Origin of the sequence: Reinekea sp. G2M2-21, assembly GCF_015687175.1 — a bacterium.
Taxonomy (GTDB): domain Bacteria; phylum Pseudomonadota; class Gammaproteobacteria; order Pseudomonadales; family Natronospirillaceae; genus Reinekea.
The window spans coordinates 800619-823205 of sequence record NZ_JADPQG010000002.1; the positions used below are offsets into that span (position 1 = coordinate 800619).

Annotated in this window: 17 protein-coding genes; 7 read left to right on the forward strand and 10 right to left on the reverse strand. The window is 49.8% G+C overall.

The genetic code is table 11. The features are described from left to right. The first annotated feature begins 96 nt into the window (after window positions 1–96). On the forward strand, window positions 97–1437 hold the full coding sequence (locus IYN85_RS12210) for an MATE family efflux transporter (RefSeq protein ID WP_196159161.1): 1341 nt from the start codon (window positions 97–99) through the stop codon (window positions 1435–1437). Between the two features lie 39 nt (window positions 1438–1476). On the opposite strand, the gene IYN85_RS26395 is transcribed toward IYN85_RS12210, so the two are convergent. After that, a complete protein-coding gene (locus IYN85_RS26395; RefSeq protein WP_196159162.1) occupies window positions 1477–2772 on the reverse strand; it encodes a GGDEF domain-containing protein in 1296 nt (431 codons plus the stop codon). 221 nt (window positions 2773–2993) lie between these two features. Here IYN85_RS26395 and IYN85_RS12220 point away from each other — a divergent pair, with 221 nt between their 5' ends. Both IYN85_RS12220 and IYN85_RS12225 read left to right on the forward strand, forming a co-directional pair. Then, complete coding sequence (locus tag IYN85_RS12220) at window positions 2994–4508, forward strand: family 16 glycosylhydrolase (RefSeq protein WP_370592194.1); 1515 nt, start codon at window positions 2994–2996, stop codon at window positions 4506–4508. A 306-nt stretch (window positions 4509–4814) separates the two neighbouring features. Beyond that, window positions 4815–6161 (forward strand): sensor histidine kinase, encoded by a 1347-nt coding sequence (locus tag IYN85_RS12225; RefSeq protein ID WP_196159163.1) that lies wholly within the window; start codon window positions 4815–4817, stop codon window positions 6159–6161. Here IYN85_RS12225 and IYN85_RS12230 read toward each other — a convergent pair. From IYN85_RS12230 to IYN85_RS12255, 6 genes are all read right to left on the reverse strand, one after another. Beyond that, window positions 6142–7413 carry an ATP-binding protein gene (locus IYN85_RS12230; RefSeq protein WP_196159164.1) on the reverse strand — a complete coding sequence of 424 codons (1272 nt, stop codon included), beginning with the start codon at window positions 7411–7413 and terminating at the stop codon, window positions 6142–6144. The genes IYN85_RS12225 and IYN85_RS12230 overlap by 20 nt on opposite strands. A 3-nt stretch (window positions 7414–7416) precedes the next feature. After that, window positions 7417–8139, reverse strand: a complete 723-nt coding sequence (locus IYN85_RS12235; protein WP_370592195.1) for a response regulator — start codon at window positions 8137–8139, stop codon at window positions 7417–7419. Continuing rightward, window positions 8136–8558, reverse strand: a complete 423-nt coding sequence (locus IYN85_RS12240; protein ID WP_196159165.1) for a DUF3019 domain-containing protein — start codon at window positions 8556–8558, stop codon at window positions 8136–8138. The genes IYN85_RS12235 and IYN85_RS12240 overlap by 4 nt, the downstream gene beginning before the upstream one ends. 23 nt (window positions 8559–8581) lie before the next feature. After that, the gene (locus tag IYN85_RS12245; RefSeq protein WP_196159166.1) at window positions 8582–9715 is read right to left on the reverse strand and encodes a MipA/OmpV family protein; all 1134 of its coding nucleotides are present in this window, start codon (window positions 9713–9715) and stop codon (window positions 8582–8584) included. Window positions 9716–9824: 109 nt separating this feature from the next. Next, window positions 9825–10610 carry a transporter substrate-binding domain-containing protein gene (locus tag IYN85_RS12250; protein ID WP_196159167.1) on the reverse strand — a complete coding sequence of 262 codons (786 nt, stop codon included), beginning with the start codon at window positions 10608–10610 and terminating at the stop codon, window positions 9825–9827. A 266-nt stretch (window positions 10611–10876) separates the two neighbouring features. Beyond that, window positions 10877–11863, reverse strand: a complete 987-nt coding sequence (locus tag IYN85_RS12255) for an NAD(P)-dependent alcohol dehydrogenase (RefSeq protein WP_196159168.1) — start codon at window positions 11861–11863, stop codon at window positions 10877–10879. A gap of 361 nt (window positions 11864–12224) precedes the next feature. Here IYN85_RS12255 and IYN85_RS12260 point away from each other — a divergent pair, with 361 nt between their 5' ends. Both IYN85_RS12260 and IYN85_RS12265 read left to right on the forward strand, forming a co-directional pair. Further along, complete coding sequence (locus IYN85_RS12260; protein WP_230390682.1) at window positions 12225–12638, forward strand: hypothetical protein; 414 nt, start codon at window positions 12225–12227, stop codon at window positions 12636–12638. Further along, window positions 12635–12838 carry a helix-turn-helix transcriptional regulator gene (locus tag IYN85_RS12265; RefSeq protein WP_196159169.1) on the forward strand — a complete coding sequence of 68 codons (204 nt, stop codon included), beginning with the start codon at window positions 12635–12637 and terminating at the stop codon, window positions 12836–12838. The genes IYN85_RS12260 and IYN85_RS12265 overlap by 4 nt, the downstream gene beginning before the upstream one ends. Here the strand turns inward: IYN85_RS12265 and IYN85_RS12270 are convergent, their stop codons facing one another. Both IYN85_RS12270 and IYN85_RS12275 read right to left on the reverse strand, forming a co-directional pair. After that, window positions 12839–13327: a hypothetical protein gene (locus IYN85_RS12270; RefSeq protein ID WP_196159170.1), complete on the reverse strand. Its 489-nt coding sequence runs from the start codon at window positions 13325–13327 to the stop codon at window positions 12839–12841. Window positions 13328–13511: 184 nt separating this feature from the next. Further along, on the reverse strand, window positions 13512–17204 hold the full coding sequence (locus IYN85_RS12275; RefSeq protein ID WP_196159171.1) for a glycosyl hydrolase: 3693 nt from the start codon (window positions 17202–17204) through the stop codon (window positions 13512–13514). A 1081-nt stretch (window positions 17205–18285) separates the two neighbouring features. Between IYN85_RS12275 and IYN85_RS12280 the strand changes: the two genes are divergently transcribed. After that, window positions 18286–18801 (forward strand): DUF2237 family protein, encoded by a 516-nt coding sequence (locus IYN85_RS12280; protein WP_255533731.1) that lies wholly within the window; start codon window positions 18286–18288, stop codon window positions 18799–18801. A gap of 449 nt (window positions 18802–19250) precedes the next feature. Here the strand turns inward: IYN85_RS12280 and IYN85_RS12285 are convergent, their stop codons facing one another. Continuing rightward, window positions 19251–20570, reverse strand: a complete 1320-nt coding sequence (locus IYN85_RS12285; protein WP_196159172.1) for a glycoside hydrolase family 30 beta sandwich domain-containing protein — start codon at window positions 20568–20570, stop codon at window positions 19251–19253. A 226-nt stretch (window positions 20571–20796) separates the two neighbouring features. Between IYN85_RS12285 and IYN85_RS12290 the strand changes: the two genes are divergently transcribed. After that, window positions 20797–22452: an ABC transporter substrate-binding protein gene (locus tag IYN85_RS12290; protein WP_196159173.1), complete on the forward strand. Its 1656-nt coding sequence runs from the start codon at window positions 20797–20799 to the stop codon at window positions 22450–22452. Window positions 22453–22587: the final 135 nt, after the last annotated feature.

Sequence of the window (22587 nt, forward strand, 5' to 3'; positions counted from 1 at the left end):
GATGTGATCGTGTTGCGGGACAGGGTGAGCCTGTGTTATTCGTGCGAGCTTCTAACTCAGGACACTACCGTTGTCACCATTTACTAAGGGAATCACATGACTCAGCAAATTCACGGTGCTCGTTATCTGCAGGGGCCTGTCTGGGGACACATTGTGCGTATGACCGCTTCAGGCGGTTTGGGTTTGCTGGCGCTGTTCGCCGTGGACCTGGTGGATTTGTTTTTTATCAGTCTGATTGGCGAACAGGAACTCGCCGCTGCAGTCGGTTTTGCCGGTTCGGTGATGTTTTTTACGCAGAGTCTGAGCATTGGTTTGTCCATTGCGGTGGGTGCGACGGTATCGAAAGCCATTGGCAGTGATGCTATGGCGAAAGCTGCTGAGTTGGTGGCCAGTGGTATCGTGCTGGTCTTTGGTTCTTCCGTGTTGATTACTGCCTTGGTGTGGATTTTCCGTCAACAGTGTTTGTCGTGGTTAGGCGCCGAAGGGGCAACGTTGGATTTCGCCGTGATGTATCTGGGCATCATTTTACCCGCCTTTCCTTTCTTAGCCGTTGGTATGTCGATGGGTGGTGTGATGCGGGCGCAGGGCGACGCCAGTGGTGCGTTGTGGTTAACGCTCAGTGGCGCGTTGGTAAACGCTGTCTTGGATCCGATTCTTATCTTCGCGCTCGGTCTGGGGTTGCCTGGTGCCGCCATCGCTAGTGTGGTCAGTCGCTTCACCATGTTTTTTTTCGGTATCTATAAAGTTTTGCAGGTGTATCAATTGCGAAGCAAACCGACTATAAGGACGGTTCGCCGAGACTGGCAGGAGTTGAGCAGCATTGCCATCCCGTCTGTACTGACGAATTTAGCCACGCCCATTGGCATTGCTTTTGTCACTGCCAGTATGGCGCAGTTTGGTGTCGCTGCGGTGGCCGGTAATGCGATCATTTCCCGGTTGCAGATGGTCGCTTTTGTGGGCTTGTATGCATTGTCCAGTGTCGTCGGACCTATTGCCGGACAGAATTGGGGGGCCAGACAGTTTAGCCGTGTCGAAGATGTCTTGCGTGATTCGATTCGGTTTGTGTTGGTCTATTGTGTCGTAGTGTGCAGTGTGTTGGCTTTAACCACACATTGGATCATTGCCGTCTTTCAAGCGTCTGATGATGCCGCAACTCTGATTCGTTGGTTTACCTACGGCGTTAGCCTGATGTTTATATTCAACGGTATAACCTTCGCGACGAACGCGTTATTCAACAACCTTGGCGCGCCCAAGGCGTCCACTGTGTTTAATGTGGCCAAAGCGACGCTGTTCACCATTCCCTTCGTTTGGGTAGGCGCTCAAGTCGGTGGGGCAGCGGGTATTCTGGTTGGCCAAGGCATTGGTGCGGTGGTAATCGCGTTGGCCGGCTGGTATTGGTGCCGACGGTTAATTCAAAGGCTGAGGCTGGCTCCCTGACCGGAACACATCCGCAAGCATTCACAAGCGCAGAACAGATTAAGACGCCGAGTAGGCGACGACGCAATTTCTGCCTCGCGCCTTGGCGTCATAAAGTGCTTCGTCTGCCTGGCGAAACCATTGATCGATGGCTGCTGAGTTCAGTGGTGCAACGCCAAATGACGCAGTGACGTTGGTGTCTTCAGACAGCTTCGCATTAGTAATCTGCTCTCGTAAGTGTTCTGCGAGGGAAATGCCGCCCATTAATGATGTCTGTTCGCTGACGATGAGGAACTCTTCACCGCCCCAACGTACAAAATGATCGCTGTCACGGATGTGCTTGCGTACCAATTGCGCAAGACTTTTAAGTATTACATCGCCTTCCTCGTGCCCGAAACGGTCGTTTACCTTTTTGAAATGATCAATATCAAACAGAATTAACGTGCTTTGCTGTTTGAATTTTTTGTAATTTTGCAGGACCTGGTTGAGCACATCACGGACCCCATTTCTGTTCAAACAGCCGGTAAGGGCATCTCGCTTGGCCAGTGTCTCAAACTTATCACGTTCAATTTTCAGGAATGCATTGATGCCTTCAAGGTCCGCGGCACGCTGACGGCTGATGCGATAATTTTGTTGCATCCGCTTGGCGGATACCGCCAATTGAGTTAGCGCCACGAGTAACCAACCGACGAGTATGCTCAGATAAAGTGTTTGTGCGCTGACCCATTTACCGGAAAAAGTCACTGAGTGGATATCAAATGCTACTTGCCGGGGGTTAGGGTTATCACCAGTTGAAATCTGCAGTCGGTCAACGTTGTTCAGGTTAACGTCTGTCGCGACTTCTTCAGATTGCGAGAATATCCACCAGGAAGGGATTTGAAAATGACGCATTGACAGTCGGTAGGTTTGACGTTGTTGGGTGGGCAGCAGAGTTTGCATATTGGCGCGACTGACCCGTGTTTTGTCATGAAGTTCTTTGTTTAACAGGTACACGAGCAGGGTATCACGCTGTGACGACCGATAGTCGAGATCCAGTGTCAGCGTGTCAAACGGTCGTAAATCTATGCCGTCCTGGCGTCCATTGTTGAGATTGATAATGAGACTGCAAAACGCAAAGGTGCCGGACGTTCGTGTTTGACATTCCAGGCTTGGGGCTCCGTCATGAAAGGCAATTCGTCCGACCGACTGCCCGCCGTTAATATCATCATTCAAGATAGACAGCGCCGAACGTTGGCTGACAGGAACAATAAAGTGGGTATTCATGCCAACATGCTGCCAGATCACCAACCCCATACTGATCAGTATCAGGCTGATGTAAATGAACTCTTTTGACAGTCTTATCGGATGATCAGTCACAATACCGCTCTGAGAAATCACTATTCTAGAAGTTTAGTCGAAAATGGCGGGATAACCGGTTTCTGTTCCTGCCGACTCAGCCCGTTCAGGCCTATGGTATTGCGTTGTTTACTCGAATGTAAGCGCTTTCATTTGAGGGTGAAAATCACTACACTGAACCGAAATTGAGTTTAACTGTTAACCGACCTGCCGACCGCCATTTGTTGGCCAAGGAGATATACGTGAAACACCTTCATTTGAATACCCTAACCGGAATGACTGCAACAGCCATCGTGCTCAGTAGCTGCCAACTGCTGCCAACTCAGCAACCTGATGCGTTTGTGGGTGACAACTGGCAGTTGGTCTGGAACGATGAATTTTCTGCCGAAACGATCGATCTGAACAAGTGGGGCTTTGAGACCAATTGCTGGGGCGGCGGTAATAACGAGCTGCAGTGTTACACCGATCGGTCTGATAACTCCTTTATTCGCGATGGTAAACTGGTTATTCGCGCACAGAAGGAAACATTTACAGGTCCGGCGGATATTCTACCGGCAGATTATGATGGCACTCCGGTACCGACTAAGACATTACCCTATACGTCGGCTCGTCTGCGTACACTGAATAAGGGCGATTTTAAGTACGGACGTATAGAAGTTCGGGCCAAAGTACCGGGTGGTCAGGGTATTTGGCCTGCCATCTGGATGTTGCCAACGGATTGGGTTTACGGTGGCTGGGCCGCCAGTGGCGAAATCGATATCATGGAGGCGGTAAATTTAACCGACGATGAGTCTAAGCAGGTGCACGGCACATTGCACTACGGCAAAGAATGGCCAGCCAACAGCTATAGTGGTGCCTCGTTTGACTTTGTCGACAGTGATCCCACCACGGATTTTCACACCTATGCGATTGAATGGGCAGATGGCGAAATCCGCTGGTATGTTGATGACGTTCACTACGCAACTCAACGCGAAACAGGTTGGTTTTCGCAAGCCGTCAATGATGAGGGCGAGCTCTATAACGTGCCGGGATCAGCTCCGTTCGATCAGCGATTTCATCTGCTGTTGAATGTTGCTGTGGGCGGCAATTGGCCAGGTAATCCAGATGACAGCACTGAGTTTCCGGTGGAAATGGAAGTGGATTACGTTCGCGTGTTTGAGTGTCCGGGAGCACAGGCGTCGCTGGTCGGATGTGCGACTAAAAACCCGCGCGCGGAACGTGTTTTTGGCAATCAGCCGCCGGAAATTATCAAAGTCGAGTTCGATCCAGACTTCATAAAAGCGGATGTCGTCAACGTGTTTGATAACGATGACGTGTCGCCTTTCAGTTTGGGGCAATACGTGGGCAACGGCAGTGTCGATATGAGCCAGATCGCGGTTGAAGGGCGCGGCCAGGTCACTCGTCTTGCCTACAACACCGATGAGTCTGTTGTTTACTGGCAGGCACCCTTAGGATTCGATTTTAGCGAATTCTCACGTTTGGAGTTTGACTTGCAGGTACTGGCCGACTCGCGCAGCAGTGGTGGCTTGATGATGAAGATCGATTGTTTCCATCCTTGTGGTACCGGCGATTACCCAATTGTGCCACCTGCCCCAGGTGAATGGACCCATTACAGTATCGCGCTGCAGGATCTTGTAAAGCATCCTGGTTCTACACTGGATCTGACTAACATTAACACTCCTTTGGTAATATTCCCTGACTGGGGTAACCAGAAGGGCGTGGTCCTGTTGGTGGATGACGTGAAGCTGGTGCGTTAAAAAAACTGAGTGCGCTAAGGGAAAGCAACCCGTCGGTTGCTTTCCTGTCATCATTCAACTCATCACATCGAACAAATGAAACCAACGTATTATTTCAAACCGTACAAAATCAGAACGCTTTGTTACATTAACCTTTGCCAAAGCTGGTTACTATTCGACCAATTTTCCGGTCGTTGCTATCCAGACATTTCTGAATCGAATTTGCCAGGTGCGCGTCCCGGTCCGCGCTGAATTCAGTGCACTCTTTGAAACAAACGGACTGGAAACTTATGTGCGTAACAGGGCCACCTTCGCTTTAGGCAAACTATGAATACCAATGTCGTGATTGAACCGTTAACCCAGCAGCGGAGCGTATTATTGCCGCATGTTATTAAAGGGTTGTCTGCCGCCCCTTCGATGGATGACCTGTGCCGTCGTATCGTCATCAGCTGCTCCGAAGATTTGGGTTTCGATCGTTGCGGTTGCTTTCTGTATGATGCAGCGAATAATCAGAAGTTAGGTATGTGGGGTATTGACGATAACGGCCAGTTGGCCGATGAACGAGGTATGACCGCGCCTATTCGGGATCACGAGCGGATTCCACATCACCAGGCCAACGCGCCACTGGTATTCACCGATCATTCACTGTATCACCAAGATCAGTATCTCGGACAAGGGACACTGATTGAATGCGCCATTTTTGATGGCGATGCACTGCTGGGTTGGCTGTTCGTCGATAATTTTTTAACTGGCCGGGCATTTTCTCAGGCCGATATTGAATTCATCCATCTTTTCAGTACCGTCGTTGGCCAGTTAATGGTCAGGGCAAATCAGCAGGCAGCGTTGACAGAGCAAAACCGGCAGCTCAATGAAACCATCCGACAACTGGAAGCAGCTCAACACGAAATAACCGAAGTTAAGAAAATGAAATCGCTTGGACGGTTGGTGTCCGGTATTGCTCATGAGTTAAATACCCCGATTGGTACGTCGTTGACCGCGGTCTCCCACATTCAGCAGCTAGCCAATACATTAAGAAAGACATATGTGTCCGGTACGTTATCTAAATCGATGTTGGAATCGTCGTTAGACGCCATTCTCGAAACGGCCAGTGTTGGTTTGCAAAGTGTGGATCGCGCGGGTCAGCTGATTCGCGATTTTAAACAATTGGTGGCCTGTAAACATACCGTGCCCCAGGCAGCGACAGATGTAAAAGCGGTAATTGAGCGGGTGTTCAATGATGTAGCCCGGCAGTTTGACCACAACGTGATACTGGAAATGCGCGCAAACATCTCAGCACAATGCTGGTGGCTGGCGGAAGAGAGCTTTACTCATGTGATTCGTGAGATTTTTCGCAACGCGATGCTGCACGCGTTTTCAGAGCAGCCCACAGGTACCCTTTGTGTGGAGATAAAAACGTCGGAGCGATCGGAGCTCTGTTCGTTGGACCTAGTCATTGCGGATGATGGTGTCGGTATGGGCGATGCGCTCGCTCAACTGTTCGATCCGTTCTATACCAACAATCCACAGCGAGGTTCCGGACTGGGAGCCAGCATGGTGTACAACACGGTAACCCATGGGCTTAACGGTAAAATTGAGGCCGCGAACGGTGACCCTTCAGGACTGATCTATCATTTGACCATACCCTCGTCACCGGTCACGATGACAGTCGGATAATGAATTCTGCCCCACCCAGTTTCGACGATTGCGCGATAGATATCGTGCCATTGTGCCAGTACGCGATTCGTTCTGCGATTGCCAGCCCCATCCCAAATCCCTGAGGACTGTTTTGTGTTTCACCGCGAACAAAAGGTTTGAACAAAGTGGACCGGTGCTGCTCGGCGATGCCAGGACCGTCGTCGTGTATGTGTATGTCCAAATGCTCTTTGGTTCGCGATACCTGCACCAGAATCTTGCTGTTACCATAATGCAGCGCGTTATTCAGAATATTGTGGAGCAACATTTTCAAATAGGTCGGTTGGCCGGCAATGGTGGTATTGGTGTTAGGTGCAGCATCAATGGTGACAACGCCCAGGGGGTGACTGTCACGAAAATTGACCAATATGTTTAACACGTCAACCGGCTCTTTTTGTACAGTCACCAGAGACTGCTCCAGCCTTGCGTAGTTCAGTAACGCTTCAACCAGGCTTTGCATTTCATCAATGTCGTTACTCAAATGTTCCTGATATTTTTGGCGCTCTTCCGGGTTTTCCGTTTCAGATAAAATATCGATACCGAAACGCAAGCGGGCCAAGGGGGTGCGCAGATCATGTGAAACGGCGCTGCTGATCAGTCGATTGTCCTGTATCAGCGTTTCAATCTGCTCCGCCATTCGATTGAAGGTATGTTCGATATCGTCAATGTAAGTAAAACGACTGGGTGCGAGCCGCGCGCTGAAATCGCCTTTGCCGTAAGCCAGTGCGTTACGGCGCAAGCCGCGCAAGCTGCGAACCAATGGCAGCAACCAGAGCAGAATCAGCAGCAAAATACCCAGATAAAAGCCGGTGGTCAGCAGCAAATTCACCATGGGCGTTTCTTCTCGGTTGATGAGTTCATCGGGGCTGAAGGCTAACAGTTGTTGATGCTGCGCCAACCACAGATAAATAGTCAGACCCACTTCCGTTTCAAGAACCAATGACTGTCCATTCTTCAGTTGTTGCCAGAGGTTTTCAGGTAGGGGTAAATCCTCTTCACTGAGTAACAGCAATTCATTCTGGGGTGATTTATTTTGCCACGCCTGGATAAATTCCTCGGGCGAAGATTGTTCATTTAACGCAAACGCCAATTGTTCTGCCAATACTTTTTGATGCCGTAGTGGGTCGATCTCTTCGGTTGAAAAGTAACGGTCGAATAGCACATCGATGAACATTCCCAACGCGATAATCGACAGTAAAATCAAGGACAGTAGCGATAGCGACAGTTTTTTCATCGCTTATTCCCACGCATCCGGTACGAACAGATAGCCCTTACCCCAAATGGTTTTAATGCGATCGGGAAACTGTGCACTGCCCAGCTTTTTGCGGATGCGTGATACCAGTACATCTATTGAACGGTCAAAGCCATCGTAGTCTATACCGCGCACTTCTTTGAGCAGTTCATCACGGCTGACAATCTGTCCCGCGTGCGTTGCGAGGTACCATAGGACATCGAACTCATTCGAAGAAATTCCAACGACATCACCATGCAGCAGTGTGGTCCGCGAATAGGCGTCAATTGAAAATTGTCCGAAGGACAGTCGCTGGCTGTCGGTATCTTCGATAACAGGTTCCGGATGATCGCGCTTCAATAACCCTTTGATACGTGCAAGCAAGGCGCGTGGTCGTACCGGTTTCGTGACGTAATCGTTAGCGCCCAGTTCCAGACCCAGGACTTCATCGGTTTCTTCGATACGCGCGGTCATCATCAGAATGGGGTGAGCATAGAAGGCGCGGACTTCACGGCAAACATCAAAGCCGTCTTTACCCGGTAACGTGATGTCCAACACGACCAAATCGGGGTTGTCTTCCCGAATCATAGTCACTGCGTCGATACCGTTGGAAGCAACCGTCACATCATAGCCCTGGCTGGTTAGGTAGTCCCCAATCCAGACGGCCAATGAATCATCATCTTCAACTAACATGATGTGTTTATTCATGCGTGGGGTCGTTGCGCTCAAAATAATCTCCAGCTATTGCGACGCCGTTTTGTATCGCTATAAACCCAGGTGACGATGACCGCACTCTCGGCGACATCGATATCACGTTGGCTCACCTTATCGGTTAACCGTAAACGGAACGTGACCGTCTCGCTGGAGGCAAATTCCATTTTGGCTTTTCCGTGTGATCGGTTTTCCCAGCAGACCAACGGAGCTTCCTGCGGCTCACGAACCAAGCAGTAGTCCGCTGGATGATCCGCTTGCCAGCTGATTAGAACCGTTTGATAACAAGTTTGTCCTTCGTTTAATGCGACACAGCGTTCCGGGCTCAAGTCGAGTTGCGCAGTCGTTTCGGCATGAACCGGGTCCAGCAGCGCTGCTGCCAGACCCAGAAACAATGCCAGAATCGTTTTCGCTAACTGACCTCTGTTGCTAATCATGTTCTCAAACATAACGCTACCGCTTACATAACCAGCAAGAGCATGATGCGGCTGCTCAGATGCTCGGTGTTATCTCCGTCCCAGAAGGGGCTGTTCACCAGGTCGTCTGAATATTGGGTGTAATTCACCTGGCCACGCAGAATCCAGTTTTTGCTCATTGGGTAGGAGGCACCGATTTCAGCGTTGTAGCGAATATCCTCACCAGGATCGTAAGCGGCAAAGTTGCTGGAAGCTTCGGCGGCGGTGACACCATAATAGTAGTCCATCACTTCTTCGGACTGATACGAGGCGCCCACTAACCCGTGGATGTTGAGGTTTTTGATTTGAATATTGGTGCCTGTCTGCAGCGAGGCAGTATAGCCATTGTGGTAGTCGGAAATTTCACGTCGGACCTGGCCCTGAACGACTAATGGTCCCAGGTAAACGGTTGATCGCAGACCGCCGGTCCAGTCACCATGTCTAACTTCGATGGGTAACAAGAGCTTGTCTTCTTTGTCATCAGCGAAGTCGTAATGTTCTTTACCGACGATTAAATCCAGTCCCACCCAATCGCTGTTATAAAAGTTGTAACCGAACAATCCCCGGTTATCGCTGGCTGAGAAATATTCATAGAATAATCCGGCCAACTGAATGCCGATGTTAAATTCAGTGGTGAATTCCAGACCTTCATAGCCTTCTCGCATCATGGTTAATCCGTCGGAATACTTGAGGCCGAAACCCAGTTCCGCAAAGCCGCCGTCACGGTCTTGCTGCAGCGCGAAAATACCCTTGCGTGGCGTGCCGCGAAAGGCACCGTCAAGAGTCTCCATGATTTCCTGCTCCCACTGTTCCAACTCGGCGTCGGTTTCTTCCTGTGATAACTCGCGACCATTCTTTTTAATAGTGACTTTGACGTCGTCGTCATCATCGCTGTCGGTTTCACCTTCATCGATGGAGAATTCAACGGTGATTTTGCCTTTTTCATGGCCGGCTTCGGTGTCGGTGTCGGGTTCATCATCGGTGGCAATGACGGTAATTTCCGGCGCGTCGGCAACGGTTTCCGTCTCGTTGATGGGGTCATTGTTAAGATGAGTGTCGGTGTCCTCGGCCCAGCTGAGAGGTAGGCTGGCTAAACTGATGGCACTGACCAGTAGAAGTGGTTTGGCTGAAAATGTCATGTGATATCCCTGTGTGTGGTTAACGTACGAGATAGCCTAATCGCGTACGCCTGTCCAAGTCGTAACAAGTTCGGTAAAACTGTATCAAAGTGTATCAGTTTCGATCACGTTAAGGTTGGGTGTCGACAAGCTTAAAGGTTTCGTCGAGTTGATTGAATGTCTGAAAGGTCTGTTGGACATGGGTCTGATAAATGGTATCGACTGTGCCGTCTTCGTAAAGCTCCGCCAGCGCTTTATCCATCTGATCCATGATGACTTGATTGGCCGGAAGAAAAGCCGGGTATAGCCGTTGGGTTTGATACACCGGTGTGAGCATTTTTAGTTGGATGTCGCTGTCTGCCAAGACTGTTTGCATGACCGCGACATCGGCAAAGGTCAGATCCAAACGATTGGCTGCGATCATTTTTGCGGCGGTTAATTCTGAGTCGATCCACTCAATCAAGGCGAAACCCGCTTGCAGAATGTCGTCTGGATAAAGATACCCTTTGAATAGGCCGAGCCGTTTACCGGACAAAGCATCAAAGCCGGTAAAACGATTCAGCGGATCATTATTGCGCACCCAGAAAGCCTGGGTATAGAGCGCACTGGGCGTTTGGCCCTGGATAAAGCCTTCTCGCGGCAAGCTATCCATCGCGAAGTCGAGTTCACCGGTTTCGACCAGAATCAGACAGCGTTTCCAGGGTAATGGATACAGTGAAACTGCGATGCCGGCCCGGTCGGCGGCGGCCTTTATGAGGTCTACTGAAATACCGTAAGGTTCTCCCTGCCGAGTGCTGGTATAGGGCGGCCATTCGGTGAAGCAGCCAGTGACCTCGGGCCTTTTAAGCTCCGTGGCAAAGGTTGTCGAAAACATCATCACTAAACTAACAGCAAGGCTTGCCAATATGTATTGCACAGCGATCAGTTCCAGATAGGGGCCATTAATAACTTTAATTTAGCTGAAGCCATGGAAATCACCATCGGTCACCGTCTAGTAGTCTGGTGAAACAGGTTTTTAAGGCAGTAAGTCCAAAGCGAGATGTTGCGGAAAAGCGGAGTTTATTCTTACGGAACAGGCATTTTGAGCCGATGATCAACGAAAGAATAACAACACAGTTCGTTTTTCTACTCCCTTGCCAGACAATACTTAGAATCTGTCTGGTTTTTTCTATGCTACAAAGATCAGTCGTCGCCGGGGTGCTCTAACACAATGGTTCCCAATCGATCCTCGGCTTCAACGTGCTGATGTGCAAGAGCCGCGTCCTTTAGCGGAAAAATTTTGTCGACCACGGGTTTGATTTGACCCTCGGCCAACCATAGACTCAATTGCTGTAATTCCTCTCTTGTTTCACCTGCAAAGGCGAAAACTGCACGCCGACGCCCAGTGCGGTTCAGCCACGCCGCGCGCACCATGTCGCCCAGTCTTGGATTAGCCATCAGGTAACAACCTGTGTCGGTGAGTGCACTGACGAAATTCTTGAATCGCCCTTGCGCCACCATATTCAGGATGACATCAAAGGGGTGTTCTGTGGTCTCATAAAAAGGTTTTTCGCGGTAATCCAGAACGGCATCGGCCCCCAGGTTGCGAAGAAAATCGGCCTTACGCGCGGCATCCACCGCCGTCACGTGAGCGCCCTTTAACTTGGCTATTTGCAGTGCGAAGGATCCGATGCTGCCACCGGCGCCGTTAATCAGCACCCGCTGCCCGGGTTGAATATCCGCCAAAGTCATGAAATGGATGGCATTTAGGCCGCCCAGTGGTACGGACGCGGCGTCTGCAAAACTGAGGTTTTCGGGTTTCTTCACCATGGTGTAGGTTTGCGGTACGCAGACGAACTGCCCATAGCCACCCAGACGCAACTGGGTACTGCCATACACCTCATCGCCGATATTAAATTGGGTAACCCCTTCCCCTAATGCATCAATGGTTCCGGCGACATAGCCCCCCAATATTGTCCGACGGGGTTTGCGGACTCCTAACACCATGCGCAGTGGCACCAGGAACCATTTCACGGCGAAGTGAAAACTACGCAACTCACAATCGCCCTTGGTGGCTTCACACGCTTTCACCCGAATGCGGATTTCGCCTTTAGCTGGGCGAGGCTCGACGACCTCGGTGTATTGCAAGACGGAGGGTGGACCATAGCGATGGTAAACAGCAGCTTTCATGAGGTCATCCTTTGGGTGAGCAAGATCGATACAGTATCTAGGGCAACTCTGATTAATTCAAATCCCATCAGGCCTACAAAGCCGTCAATCTTTGTTACTCGTCGCTGATATGGAGTCACCATACGACGCTTCTCGTTCCTTGATTGAACGGTTTGTAGAACGTAACAACGCTAGATTAAATTAGAGTTAGCAGTCCTTAGTACTCGTATCGCGATACCAACCTAGAAAGTCATGAATGATCTGTGCCATCCGATGTACTTCATGGTCATTGAAGATAAAGTAAAGCTTACTTGACTTATGGGCGCTAGAAATATACTTTATGTAAAGTTAATTTTGCTTTAATGCAGGCGGAGAGATCAAAATGGAACCAAAATCGAAAACCACCTTTGAGCGTACCTTGATAAGAAACACAAAAATACTGGGCTTGGTGACGCTCGCTTGGGTGCTGAGTATGGCGTTGGCTTCGTTTGGCCCCGGGCTTTTGTGGGATGCAAAGGGCATCACGGCGTTGGTCATTGCGCTGAATGCTATGTTCGGCGTCGGTATGATGCTGGCGAACATGCGTCATATTCGGGCTCAGGATGAACTGCAACAAAAAATACAGCTTATTGCGATGGGTGTTTCACTGGGAGTCGCTGTCGTTTTTGGTTTGAGTCTGTCATTAGTGGAGACCACTCATTTACTGCCGATCGAGGTTGAGGTTGCACATGTCGTATTGCTGGTGGGCCTGACCTACATGGTGACGCTCATTGTCGCGATACGGAGGTACTCATGAAAAACCGATTGAAAGTACTACGCGCAGAACGAGACTGGACACAGGCGGATTTGGCCGCGGAGCTCGACGTGTCACGCCAGACCATCAACGCGATAGAGAAGGGTAAGTTTGATCCCAGTTTGCCGTTGGCTTTTAAGGCCGCACGGCTTTTTGGATTGACGATCGAAGACATTTTCATCGACGAATCTGGCGCGGAATAATCAGTTCCCCTGCGTTTCAGATTTCGAGGGTGCTAGCTTGAGAAACACCCCCAGCGCTATCAGTAAAAATGCCGCACTGGTTACTATCGCCACTGGATAATACAGGTTGCCGGCAAGTTCCAGTTGACTGTATTTGATCACCATTATCAGCCCCTCCAGGGAAAGAGCGATGGCCACTGTGCCGATAAAACGCGGCAGCGTGCGTCGCATCATGACAATCACATCCGAGTCATGACGCAAACCGTATTCCGTTTTAATCACCATGGCCAATTCGAACAGCGCGATGGCAATAACACTGCCATTAACGACCTTAATGGTAAACTGGGTCACATCGCCGTTACCTAACAAACTTTGTATAGCGGTATACAGTGAGGTGACCAGAATGGTGGCTGACACCCCAAAAAACACCCAGGTGAACGCTGATGCGAACAGTGCTTGCGTGATATCAACAGACTCTGGTGAGAGGTCTGCGGGTTCGGTATGTTGCATGAAATACCCTCAATGTGCTTGAACAAGAGGAGACAGCTTAGTGTGTTAGAAAATGCAGTTCTCATGGGGCGATCACACCGGCTGTTTATTTACCTGACCTTGTCGGCATCTATACTAATTCAAAGAGTTTTGGGCTGGAAACGCCCTGCGGTTAAGCAGGGCGTGATGTTGTGTGAACGCGAGCTCAGTAAGATTGCGTGAACACGTAGGTCGACCATGCGGTGTCGTAGGCACCGCCATTGAGTGGAATGACGGTGAAGGACATGTTTATCTGATCCGCTTGGGTCAGGCCGCTGATCCCGTATTCGTTCGACGTACCATTAGAACTCATCGTCACGTTTAATTGATCTCCGCCGTTGATCCGATAATGAACGATCACAACGTTGGCTTCCGTTACGTTTATGAGTATCGAACTGGCGCTGTCTTCGGTAACACAGATCAGGTCGCAGTCGACCGTAAAAGGATTCACCGTTGTGGTAAACGTACCAGAAATGCTGTTAGAGCTTTGCAGTGCGTCGTCGTAAGCCGTCACGGTTGCCGTGTAGTTAGTCCCTTCGGTTAACGTATCAAAACTGACCGTCGTAGTAACCGAATCGGCCGTCAGGTTTTGACTGCCACCGTCGGTAACGTCAATGGTGTAGTGATCAACACTGCCATCGTCTTCAGCCGCAAGCCAACTGAGAGTGGCAAAAATAGGTCCGATGTTGGCAGCACTTACGTTGCCTGATAACAGCGGTGGCAGGTCATCGCTGCTATCAAATGTTGTCGCATCCACGCTTGTCCATGCCGATTCATTACCAGCCGCATCCACTGCTTTTACGCTGAGCGTATAGGTGCTGGCTGGATTGAGATTTTGAATAGCAAACTGCGTAAAATGCACCGTTTTTTCTGCAATGACGTTGGCTGATGCATCGACTAGTTTTACCCGATACTCAGCGACACGGTGATCATCCGTGGCTTCTGTCCAGCTAAAGGACAAGTCTGTTTTCCCAATGTGGGTTACGGTTAAATCCGCAGGGTTACTCGGTGCGCTGTTGTCATTCGCCACATCGTCGGTCGACAGGCTGACACTCATGCTCAAAGGCGAAACCGTAATCGTGTGACCGTCACTGAAGCTGATTGTTTTGGCCTGATCCGAGAAGTTATATGCCAGGTAAGTGATGACACCATTCTTGTCAAAGGCTACCGCGGTCGGGTCATTGGACGTCACTGCCCCGGTTCCGGTAAGCAAATGACCCAGTTGTTCCCACGCATGAATCCAATGATAAGTGTGTGCTTTCGATTCACCGAATTCGGCATCGTAAGCTGGCATACTGTTGTAGTCCGCGATGGCCGCATCGGCGTCGGTCATGGCCCAGAGGTTCCACCAGATGTCGCGCCACATATCATCGACTAGACCCGACGGTTTTCCATTGGCTGATTCCGTTAAACCCAGTTCGACATAGTCAGCCATGTAGTCTGCATATTGACCAATGTGCAAATTGAGAGGGTTGGTTGGCAGCCCTTGGATGCCCAAAATATGGGCGAAGGCCGGGCTGAACCAGGTTGCGAAAACACTGCCATGCCCCCAGATGATCGACGTGGTCATTTTATCGTAATAAGTCGGGAAGTTGTCGAAGTCGGCGTCTGCGTTACGGAATCGGTCGATGTTATTCCAGTACTCCCAATAAGCAGATGTCGATGAAGCGTGTAGGTACATCCCCTTATCTACTAAATCCTGATTACTAGTGATCAATCCGTACAGTACGATCGCACCATACGCATTGGCTGCTTCTGACGTTGACTCGTTGTTGTTGCCTAACGCGAAATTCGCATTGCCCGACGCCCAGGAAAAACCATTTGCCGGGTCGAAATTGCGCAAGTAAGGGAACATATCGTCATTCTTGCTGCCCGCGTAATCGCGGATGAGTAACTCAACCATAGGACCGTATTGGTCCTCACCGCACCAGCTCGCATCTTGGCGACATATTTCGGCTGCCGCACGGACGAAATAGCCGTAATGGAAGTGGTGATCGTTCAATTGTTGATGAGAAGCGAATGACTCTTCCAGTCCGAGTAACGTACTCCACTCTTCGTCGTAGACAAAATACTTAGTCGTGTCGAGGCTGCCGTTGGTATCGGCGGTAAACCAATCTTCAAGTTCTGCTTTCAACCAGTCAACAATGGTTTTCGCTTCTTCATCCATGCCAATGGAATCGGCAATCGCTGCTAGTTCGGCGTATTTACCGTAGTTCTTTCCGGCCCAGTAGGTGTCTGTTCGGTCATTCCAGTTTTCGGTGCCTTCGGCAATGCTTTGATACACCAGTGCTTGCAGTGTTGCGAGATCCGTAGAGCCCAGAGACGAGGGTAAATAGGGCAATACCCCAACAAAGGGCAGGGTGTAACTGAACTCACTGGTGGGTGCGAACTTGACCATACCGCGAGCGCTTCGAACCTGATGATTTGACGTTGTTATGTCGCTGTTTTTCCAATGCAATGGATGTAGCCCGGCAATGGTTGTTGTCGGTTGCTGCAGCGCGTCCAGATAGGTATGCGTTACCGTGACACTGTTGGTGGTGCGGTCCACTTCGTAACTCACATTGGCGGATGCGATGACATTGCGGGCATTGGCCTCGAAGAAAGCAATTGTCGCTTCACTCGGTACCTGGTTGTTGCTCGATGGCAACAACGTGAGCGTGAATTCGTTGCTGTCATTGTGCAGTGTTATGACATTGCTATTGATATCACTAAAGGTCGTTTCACCTTCCCCGGTGATCAGAAAATCATTGCGGTTACCCGCGACGGATGTCCAGATACCCAGGCTATTGCCTTGAGCATGGAAAGTACCTTTCTCTCCACCGTCGGCTGCTTTTGTTTTAATCTGAATATCGCCACGGAATGTTTTGAAGAAAATGTATGGCGAACCATGCACAAAGGTTGCACGCATGACGGGTTTATTCTCGTCTTGCCACTGCACGGTTACTGAGGCATCGCTGTGGTCATAAACGTACGCGTCAAGGTCGGTGTAGTCGGAATTAGCTACTGCAATTCCGTCAAACACCTCATTGAATGGATCTGGAACCTGGTACAGGTAGCCGTTATTGCTGGCGCCTAATCCGTTGGGTATGCCCATGATACGAACCCCGGCATTGGAGACACGAGCGGTAATCGGATCCGGTGTGATGTACGCCGCAGAATCGGGATCCCCAATGTTCATTTCACCGTGGAACGACACGGACCCCCACCATTTGTGAGTCGGAACGGGTTGTTCGGTGATGGCGCCAATCAATTGTGGGTGACGCTTCGTCGGGGCTCCAATCGGATCACAGCTGCTTACACCCGGTTCCACAACGCCAGCGTTGTATATCCAGTGTCCATAATCGTATGCGCAGCCGTATCCCGCGGGGTTAATGCCGTCCGCAATATTCCCTGCGCCAAACGAGGTTAGGGTGTAAGTTGCCGGGTTGTCGGGATCGACAATCGGACCTGCAGCCGGTGGCGGAGGAGGGTCGAGAAGGTACGTTTCGTTCACGACTATCGTGAAAGTTTGCTCCGCTTCATCAATGCCATCGGTGAACCCTAATACCACATTGGCTTCCCCCGCATCGCTGATATCTGGTGTGCCATGCAGCACACCTGTCACAGTACTGAATGTTAGCCATGACGGAATCGACAGGGCAGAAAAAGCGACCTCGTCACCATCTTCATCTGACACGGTTAATTGGTACCAATAGGTATCGCCTGCATCCGCGGTCAGCACGGGAGTGGACGTGGCAATGGGGGCGGTGTTTTCTGGCAACGGACCTGGTTCAGGGTTTGGGTCAGGGTCTGTTACGTTACAGGCGGTAACCAGCGTTAGGGCCATCAGCGAAACGCCAAGGCTTTGATTTTTTATCATGGTGTGACCTCTTTTTTTTGTTTTTGGCTAAACACTTTTATGTAAGCGCTTACATTTTTTTAATCGAAAACTAGAGCTAGCTCTAATTGCGGCAAGAGACAGTCTCTGTGCTTGTTTCGTTATGTTTTAACAAAGTGGTGTGCAGCAGGTCTGGCCAGGTATTGATTGGTACGACAGTGCGGCTGCGAATCAGCGAATATTCCGGCACGGCTAGCATTATTTTTGTTATAGATTTGTGCCGGATACAAAGTATCGGACGGCCAATGTAAGCGCTTACATGTGTGGTGTCAATCTTATTGGTATGGTTTTCTGTGCCACCCACATTTAACTGGTTCTTTGCCTAAATGGCACTTACATAGGCTCATTTTGGTTGTATCTGCGACTTCTGCGTCACTTGGTGACATGTTTTCATCGAGATTTTTTTACTTCAATTTCTAAATCAGTTACGAAGATTATGGTCCCATTTTTTAACCAAAAGATCTCTTGGAGGATTTTTTTTCCAAGGGGAGATCCCCTTGCACCCCCCCTTTGTCGCCTGCTTTGGTTTTCTGCCATGCCGGACACTTTCTTCGAACGGTCGCTTGAGCGTGCGTCCCTGCACGCACGGCGCTTACAAGGGCATCCATGCCCTTGATTCCGTTGCGATGTGTCCGTCATGACCGCCAAAGCAGATGCGACGAAACAGTTATTTACGCCAGCCCTTGGTACATAGAATTTAGAGGTTGGTTTTATCTATCGTGAAAGTGGCTCATGCCATTGTTTTCCCGCCTTTCAAACGACCACGCGCAGCAATTCTCGTCTCACAGGTTGGTCAAGCAGGGATGCTTGAACAAGTGAGCCCGAATCGTCGAACCGGTTCGGCCCTTGACGGCGAAAATCTCCCAATAAAACCAAGTCGCAAAATGCAGCAAATACCGAAGATACAAACTAATCCTGCTTAAGTAAGTGCCATTTGGTGCGCCCCTTGGAAAGAAAGAAACCTCCAAGAAACCCTTGGGTTAAACACCAATTCTAGTCGTTAGACCGGATTGGTTCCTCACAGCAAGGAACATGCAATTGCACGAGGTTACCGGTGTTCCCGATGTGCCAATTTCCAAGCCAAACTAGCTTAAACACACGCCTTACACTCTTTGCGTCCCTGTCACACCCGTGTATTGTGTTTGCAGCACCGGATTTAATTCCCGGTTTGGAAATGTGCTTACAGGCAGGTCATAAACCCATGCAAAAAGACGCTTCACTGAATGTTTTTAATGAACCACTGCTACCTTGCAGCCATGACCCACTCACGGGATTTTTCCGAGATGGTTGTTGTAACACCTGTACCGAAGATGTTGGCTCACACACGGTATGCGTGCAGGTGAATGCGGAGTTTTTGGCATTCTCAAAATACCTGGGCAATGACCTGTCCACGCCGCGTCCAGAGTTTGGTTTTACCGGACTCCGCCCGGGTGATAATTGGTGCCTTTGTGCGTCCCGCTGGTTGGAAGCTCATGACAATGATGCCGCTCCGCAAGTGTATTTGGCTCGGACACATATCAAGGCATTGGACATTGTGCCGTTGGCATTGCTTAAAGCCTATGCCGTCGATCTTTCCTGAGGACCGTAAGTTTAGGTGTGAATCATAGAGGCGAGGCTTATCGGTTGCCCAGAATTTTAACCAAAAGTTATCAATGTTATGCCGACACAAATCACCATGTGGTTATCGTGAGCGGAACGTCAAATTTCTTAAAGACCAAATGGGCGCCTGTTTAAGGATTTCTTTCTGCATGCATAGCCGGATTGAAAACGGGACCGTTGGCAGGGTTTATTGAACTTCGTAACCGATGGCTTATCGGCGAGCAATGCGGTTCTAAAAAATAGAGCAGTGTCGCAACCTTCATTGACCACAGCAATGATCGGTCAGCATTTAAGATCCTATTAATAAGAGCGCAAGTGGGCGTCGCGCCGGTTGAGCACCTGTGCAGGCAGTCACACCTGTAACTCGATGAATCAGTACCTTGGTTTCTGCGTCATCGAGTCAAGGGTGAAAGTGGTCAATAACTTGAGTTACAGAATATATGTCTGCATTGCGCGCGCCGGAATCTGTGTCGGCAAATATCGCTCATCCAGGCTGATCTGAAACGCATACTCCTGTTCCGCCAGGTTCATCACCACAAGGGCGATCGCTCCATCCGGTCTTTTGAAGGCGACGATATGTAAGTCGTCTCTCGCAGAAGCGGCCAGTATCCGCACACTGCCCTCGGGAATAAAGCGGGGTGAAAGATGTTGCAGGTAGCGCTGTGACGGTTGAATGTCCAATTCATCACCGGCGCTAGTGCACAGTATTGGTGCAGAGCACAGATTGCCGACGTGGTTCGGGCCTCCCGTGTGATCCAAAAGCAGGTTCCAATCGAGCCAGCCGACCGTCCACTTGTTGAAATCCGAGATGATTGATTTACCATAACGTTCCGCGACCGCCCATTCCCCCTGATGCGGACCGCCTTCCTGGCAACCTTCGGTAAACAAAAGCCCCTTGTCTGGGAAAGCATCATGTACCGCCTGTACATTGTCGAAAGCGTCATCCATATACCAGTGAAAGCCTGAACCCCAAACGTATTTTGCGGTTTCCGGATCGCTTAAAATGACCCGAGCGCGCTGATACAGACAATCGCGGTTGTGATCCCAACAAACAACGCGGATATCCTGTAAACCATTGCTGTGCAACGCAGGTCCAAGATAATCACGGATAAAATCCCGCTCTTCTTCCGCGCTGTAACGGCAGGAATCCCAGATTTGCGTCGCATCGGGTTCGTTTTGTGTGGTTAGCCCCCAAATTTCGAAACCTTTGGTCTGCAATGCTTGAATAAACTGAACATAGTAATAGGCCCATTGCTCCCTATATTCCGCCTTCAGCTGGCCTCCGTTGTTCATTTCGCCGTTGGTTTTCATCCAGCTGGGCGGGCTCCAAGGGCTGACCAATAACTTTATTTTTTGCCCGAGTGTTGCTTCCGCGTCCCGAATCATGGGCAAAATGGCCTGCTCATAATGCGCTATTGAGAAATCGGCATCGACCGTTGGTTGGCAAGCCCAATTGCCTAACGAAAAATCACAACTGTTCATATGGATGCGGCCAATGTTGTATCCGCTCCCCTGATCAGGGTCAAAATACTGTGTTAAAAATTGTTTTTTCGCTGCTTGACTCAAACGCTGGTAGTTCACCGCTGCGGATTCGGTGAATGCACCTCCCAGGCCCAAATGAGTTTGATACTCAACTGCCTTATTGATTGATATTTCAGGGATTTCGGCACGTTCCGATTGCCAGGGGGCCAATTTGACCCGGGACACTGTAGTGCCATCTTGGCGACTTGTTTGGACACAGTTCATCATTCTTCCTCAAATTGGATCACAAAAAATGGGTTGACCATTGCACAGGCTATGATTATTGTTGCGAATGTAAGCGCTTTCATTTGGTGCATTAGATCATCTGAAAGCCTTTTTTTGAAGCAATAATGTAAACGCTTACAAAAAGTGAATTAATGACCCAGTTGAGTGATTTGACTGATAGAAGTGAGTTAGATCCAACGCGACTACAACAAAAACAAAGAGGTAAACCATGAAGAAGTTAAGTTCAGTCCTCGCCATCTCAGCATTGGCTGCCGGCGTAGCGATGCAAGCACAAGCTGCTGCAAAACACGAACAAGGCGGTACTTTAACGGTGCCAATCATTACTCAGACGTTCCTTGAAGACTTCAACCCGTTGAATGATGTTCAGTTGGATTTAGTTACTGGAACCATGTACGAGCCGTTATGGATCTACAACGCGATGACCGGTGAAACGGACTATCGTTTGGCCGAAAGCTTCAGTTATGGCGATGACAAGAAGTCGATGACCATCAATTTGCGTAAAGGTCTGACTTGGTCAGATGGTCAAGTTCTTGATGCAGACGACTTAATGTTTACTCTCGAAATTGCCCGTGATGACGTAAAGATGGACAAAACAGGGCAATGGGCAAATGGTGTTATTAAGTCTGTTGCGAAAGTTAGCCCAACGGCTGTGCGCATTGACTTCAACGAAGTGAATACAACTTTGGATTGGTACATGGCGTCGCTGTTCATCGTACCTGAGCATGTATTCAGTAAAGTCGACGATCTGTTGACGTTTAACAACGCGAATCCAGTTGGTTCTGGTCCAATCACTGAAGTTAAAACAGTGCGCAGTAACCAGGTCGAGATTTGCCGCAACCCGAACTACTACAAGGCTGCTGAAGGTCTGCCGTATCTGGACTGCATTAAGTTCCGTCAGTACTCCGACAACTCTCAGATTCAACCGGCGCTGATGGCGGATGAGATCGACTGGGGTTCTAACTTTGTGGCCGACATTGACAAAACCTATGTCGCACCCAGCCCAGACACCCACGGCTACTGGTACCCAGCAAACGATTTGTGGAACCTGTACACCAATACACGTAAAGCACCTTTCAATGACGTGAACTTCCGTAAAGCTTTCTCCATGGCGATCGACCGCGACACCATCGTTGACTTAGCGACTTATGGCTACGCGACTGCGGAAGATACCGTTGTTGGTATTGGTCAATTCCACGCAGCGGCGATGGATAAGAAAATCAATAAGAAGTACGCAGACCTGGCGGAATACAATCCAAAAGAAGCGAAGAAAATCCTCAAGAAAGCTGGCTACAAAGACGTCGACGGTGACGGCTACCTGGAAAACCCAGACGGTTCTAAGATCGATTTCCAGATTGATATCGTGAACGGCTGGACCGACGTGGTGCAGGCAGTGCAGATGACCACCGAATACTTGGCGGATATCGGCATTAAAGCCTCTACGCACACAGTGGAATGGTCTGCTTATGACTCTGCGCTGAAAGACGGCACCTACGACGTTTCCTTCAACTGGTCAGCGACAAACCAAACCAGCCCGATCAGTGCGTATCGTGAATACTACCACCCAGCCCGTGTGGGTCAGATCTGGCACGCCGGTCACGGCATGGCGTCTGAAAAACTCGGCAAGCTGGTGGATGAGTATGGTCGTATCGATGACGAACAGCGCCGTAAAGAAATCCTCGACGAGCTGATGATTTTCACCGCTGAAAACCTGCCGTTCATCCCGGTTATGTCTAACGCCACTTGGTTCCAGTACAACACCACTCGTGTTGATGGCTTCCCAACGGCTGACAATGCTTACGTTCACCCTGTGTTCTACGATGGTGGCCGTAAGTTGCTTGTGTTCGAAAACCTGTATGCGAAGTAATTTGTAGCGCTAGCAACGCGACTGCAAGAGGTGCCGGTGTCGGCACCTCCATTCCCCTAAGTGAGTTTTGCTTTACTCGCAGACTAAACCAAAACTTATTTTAAACATTGCGCGGCCAACACAGAGGTACTGAAC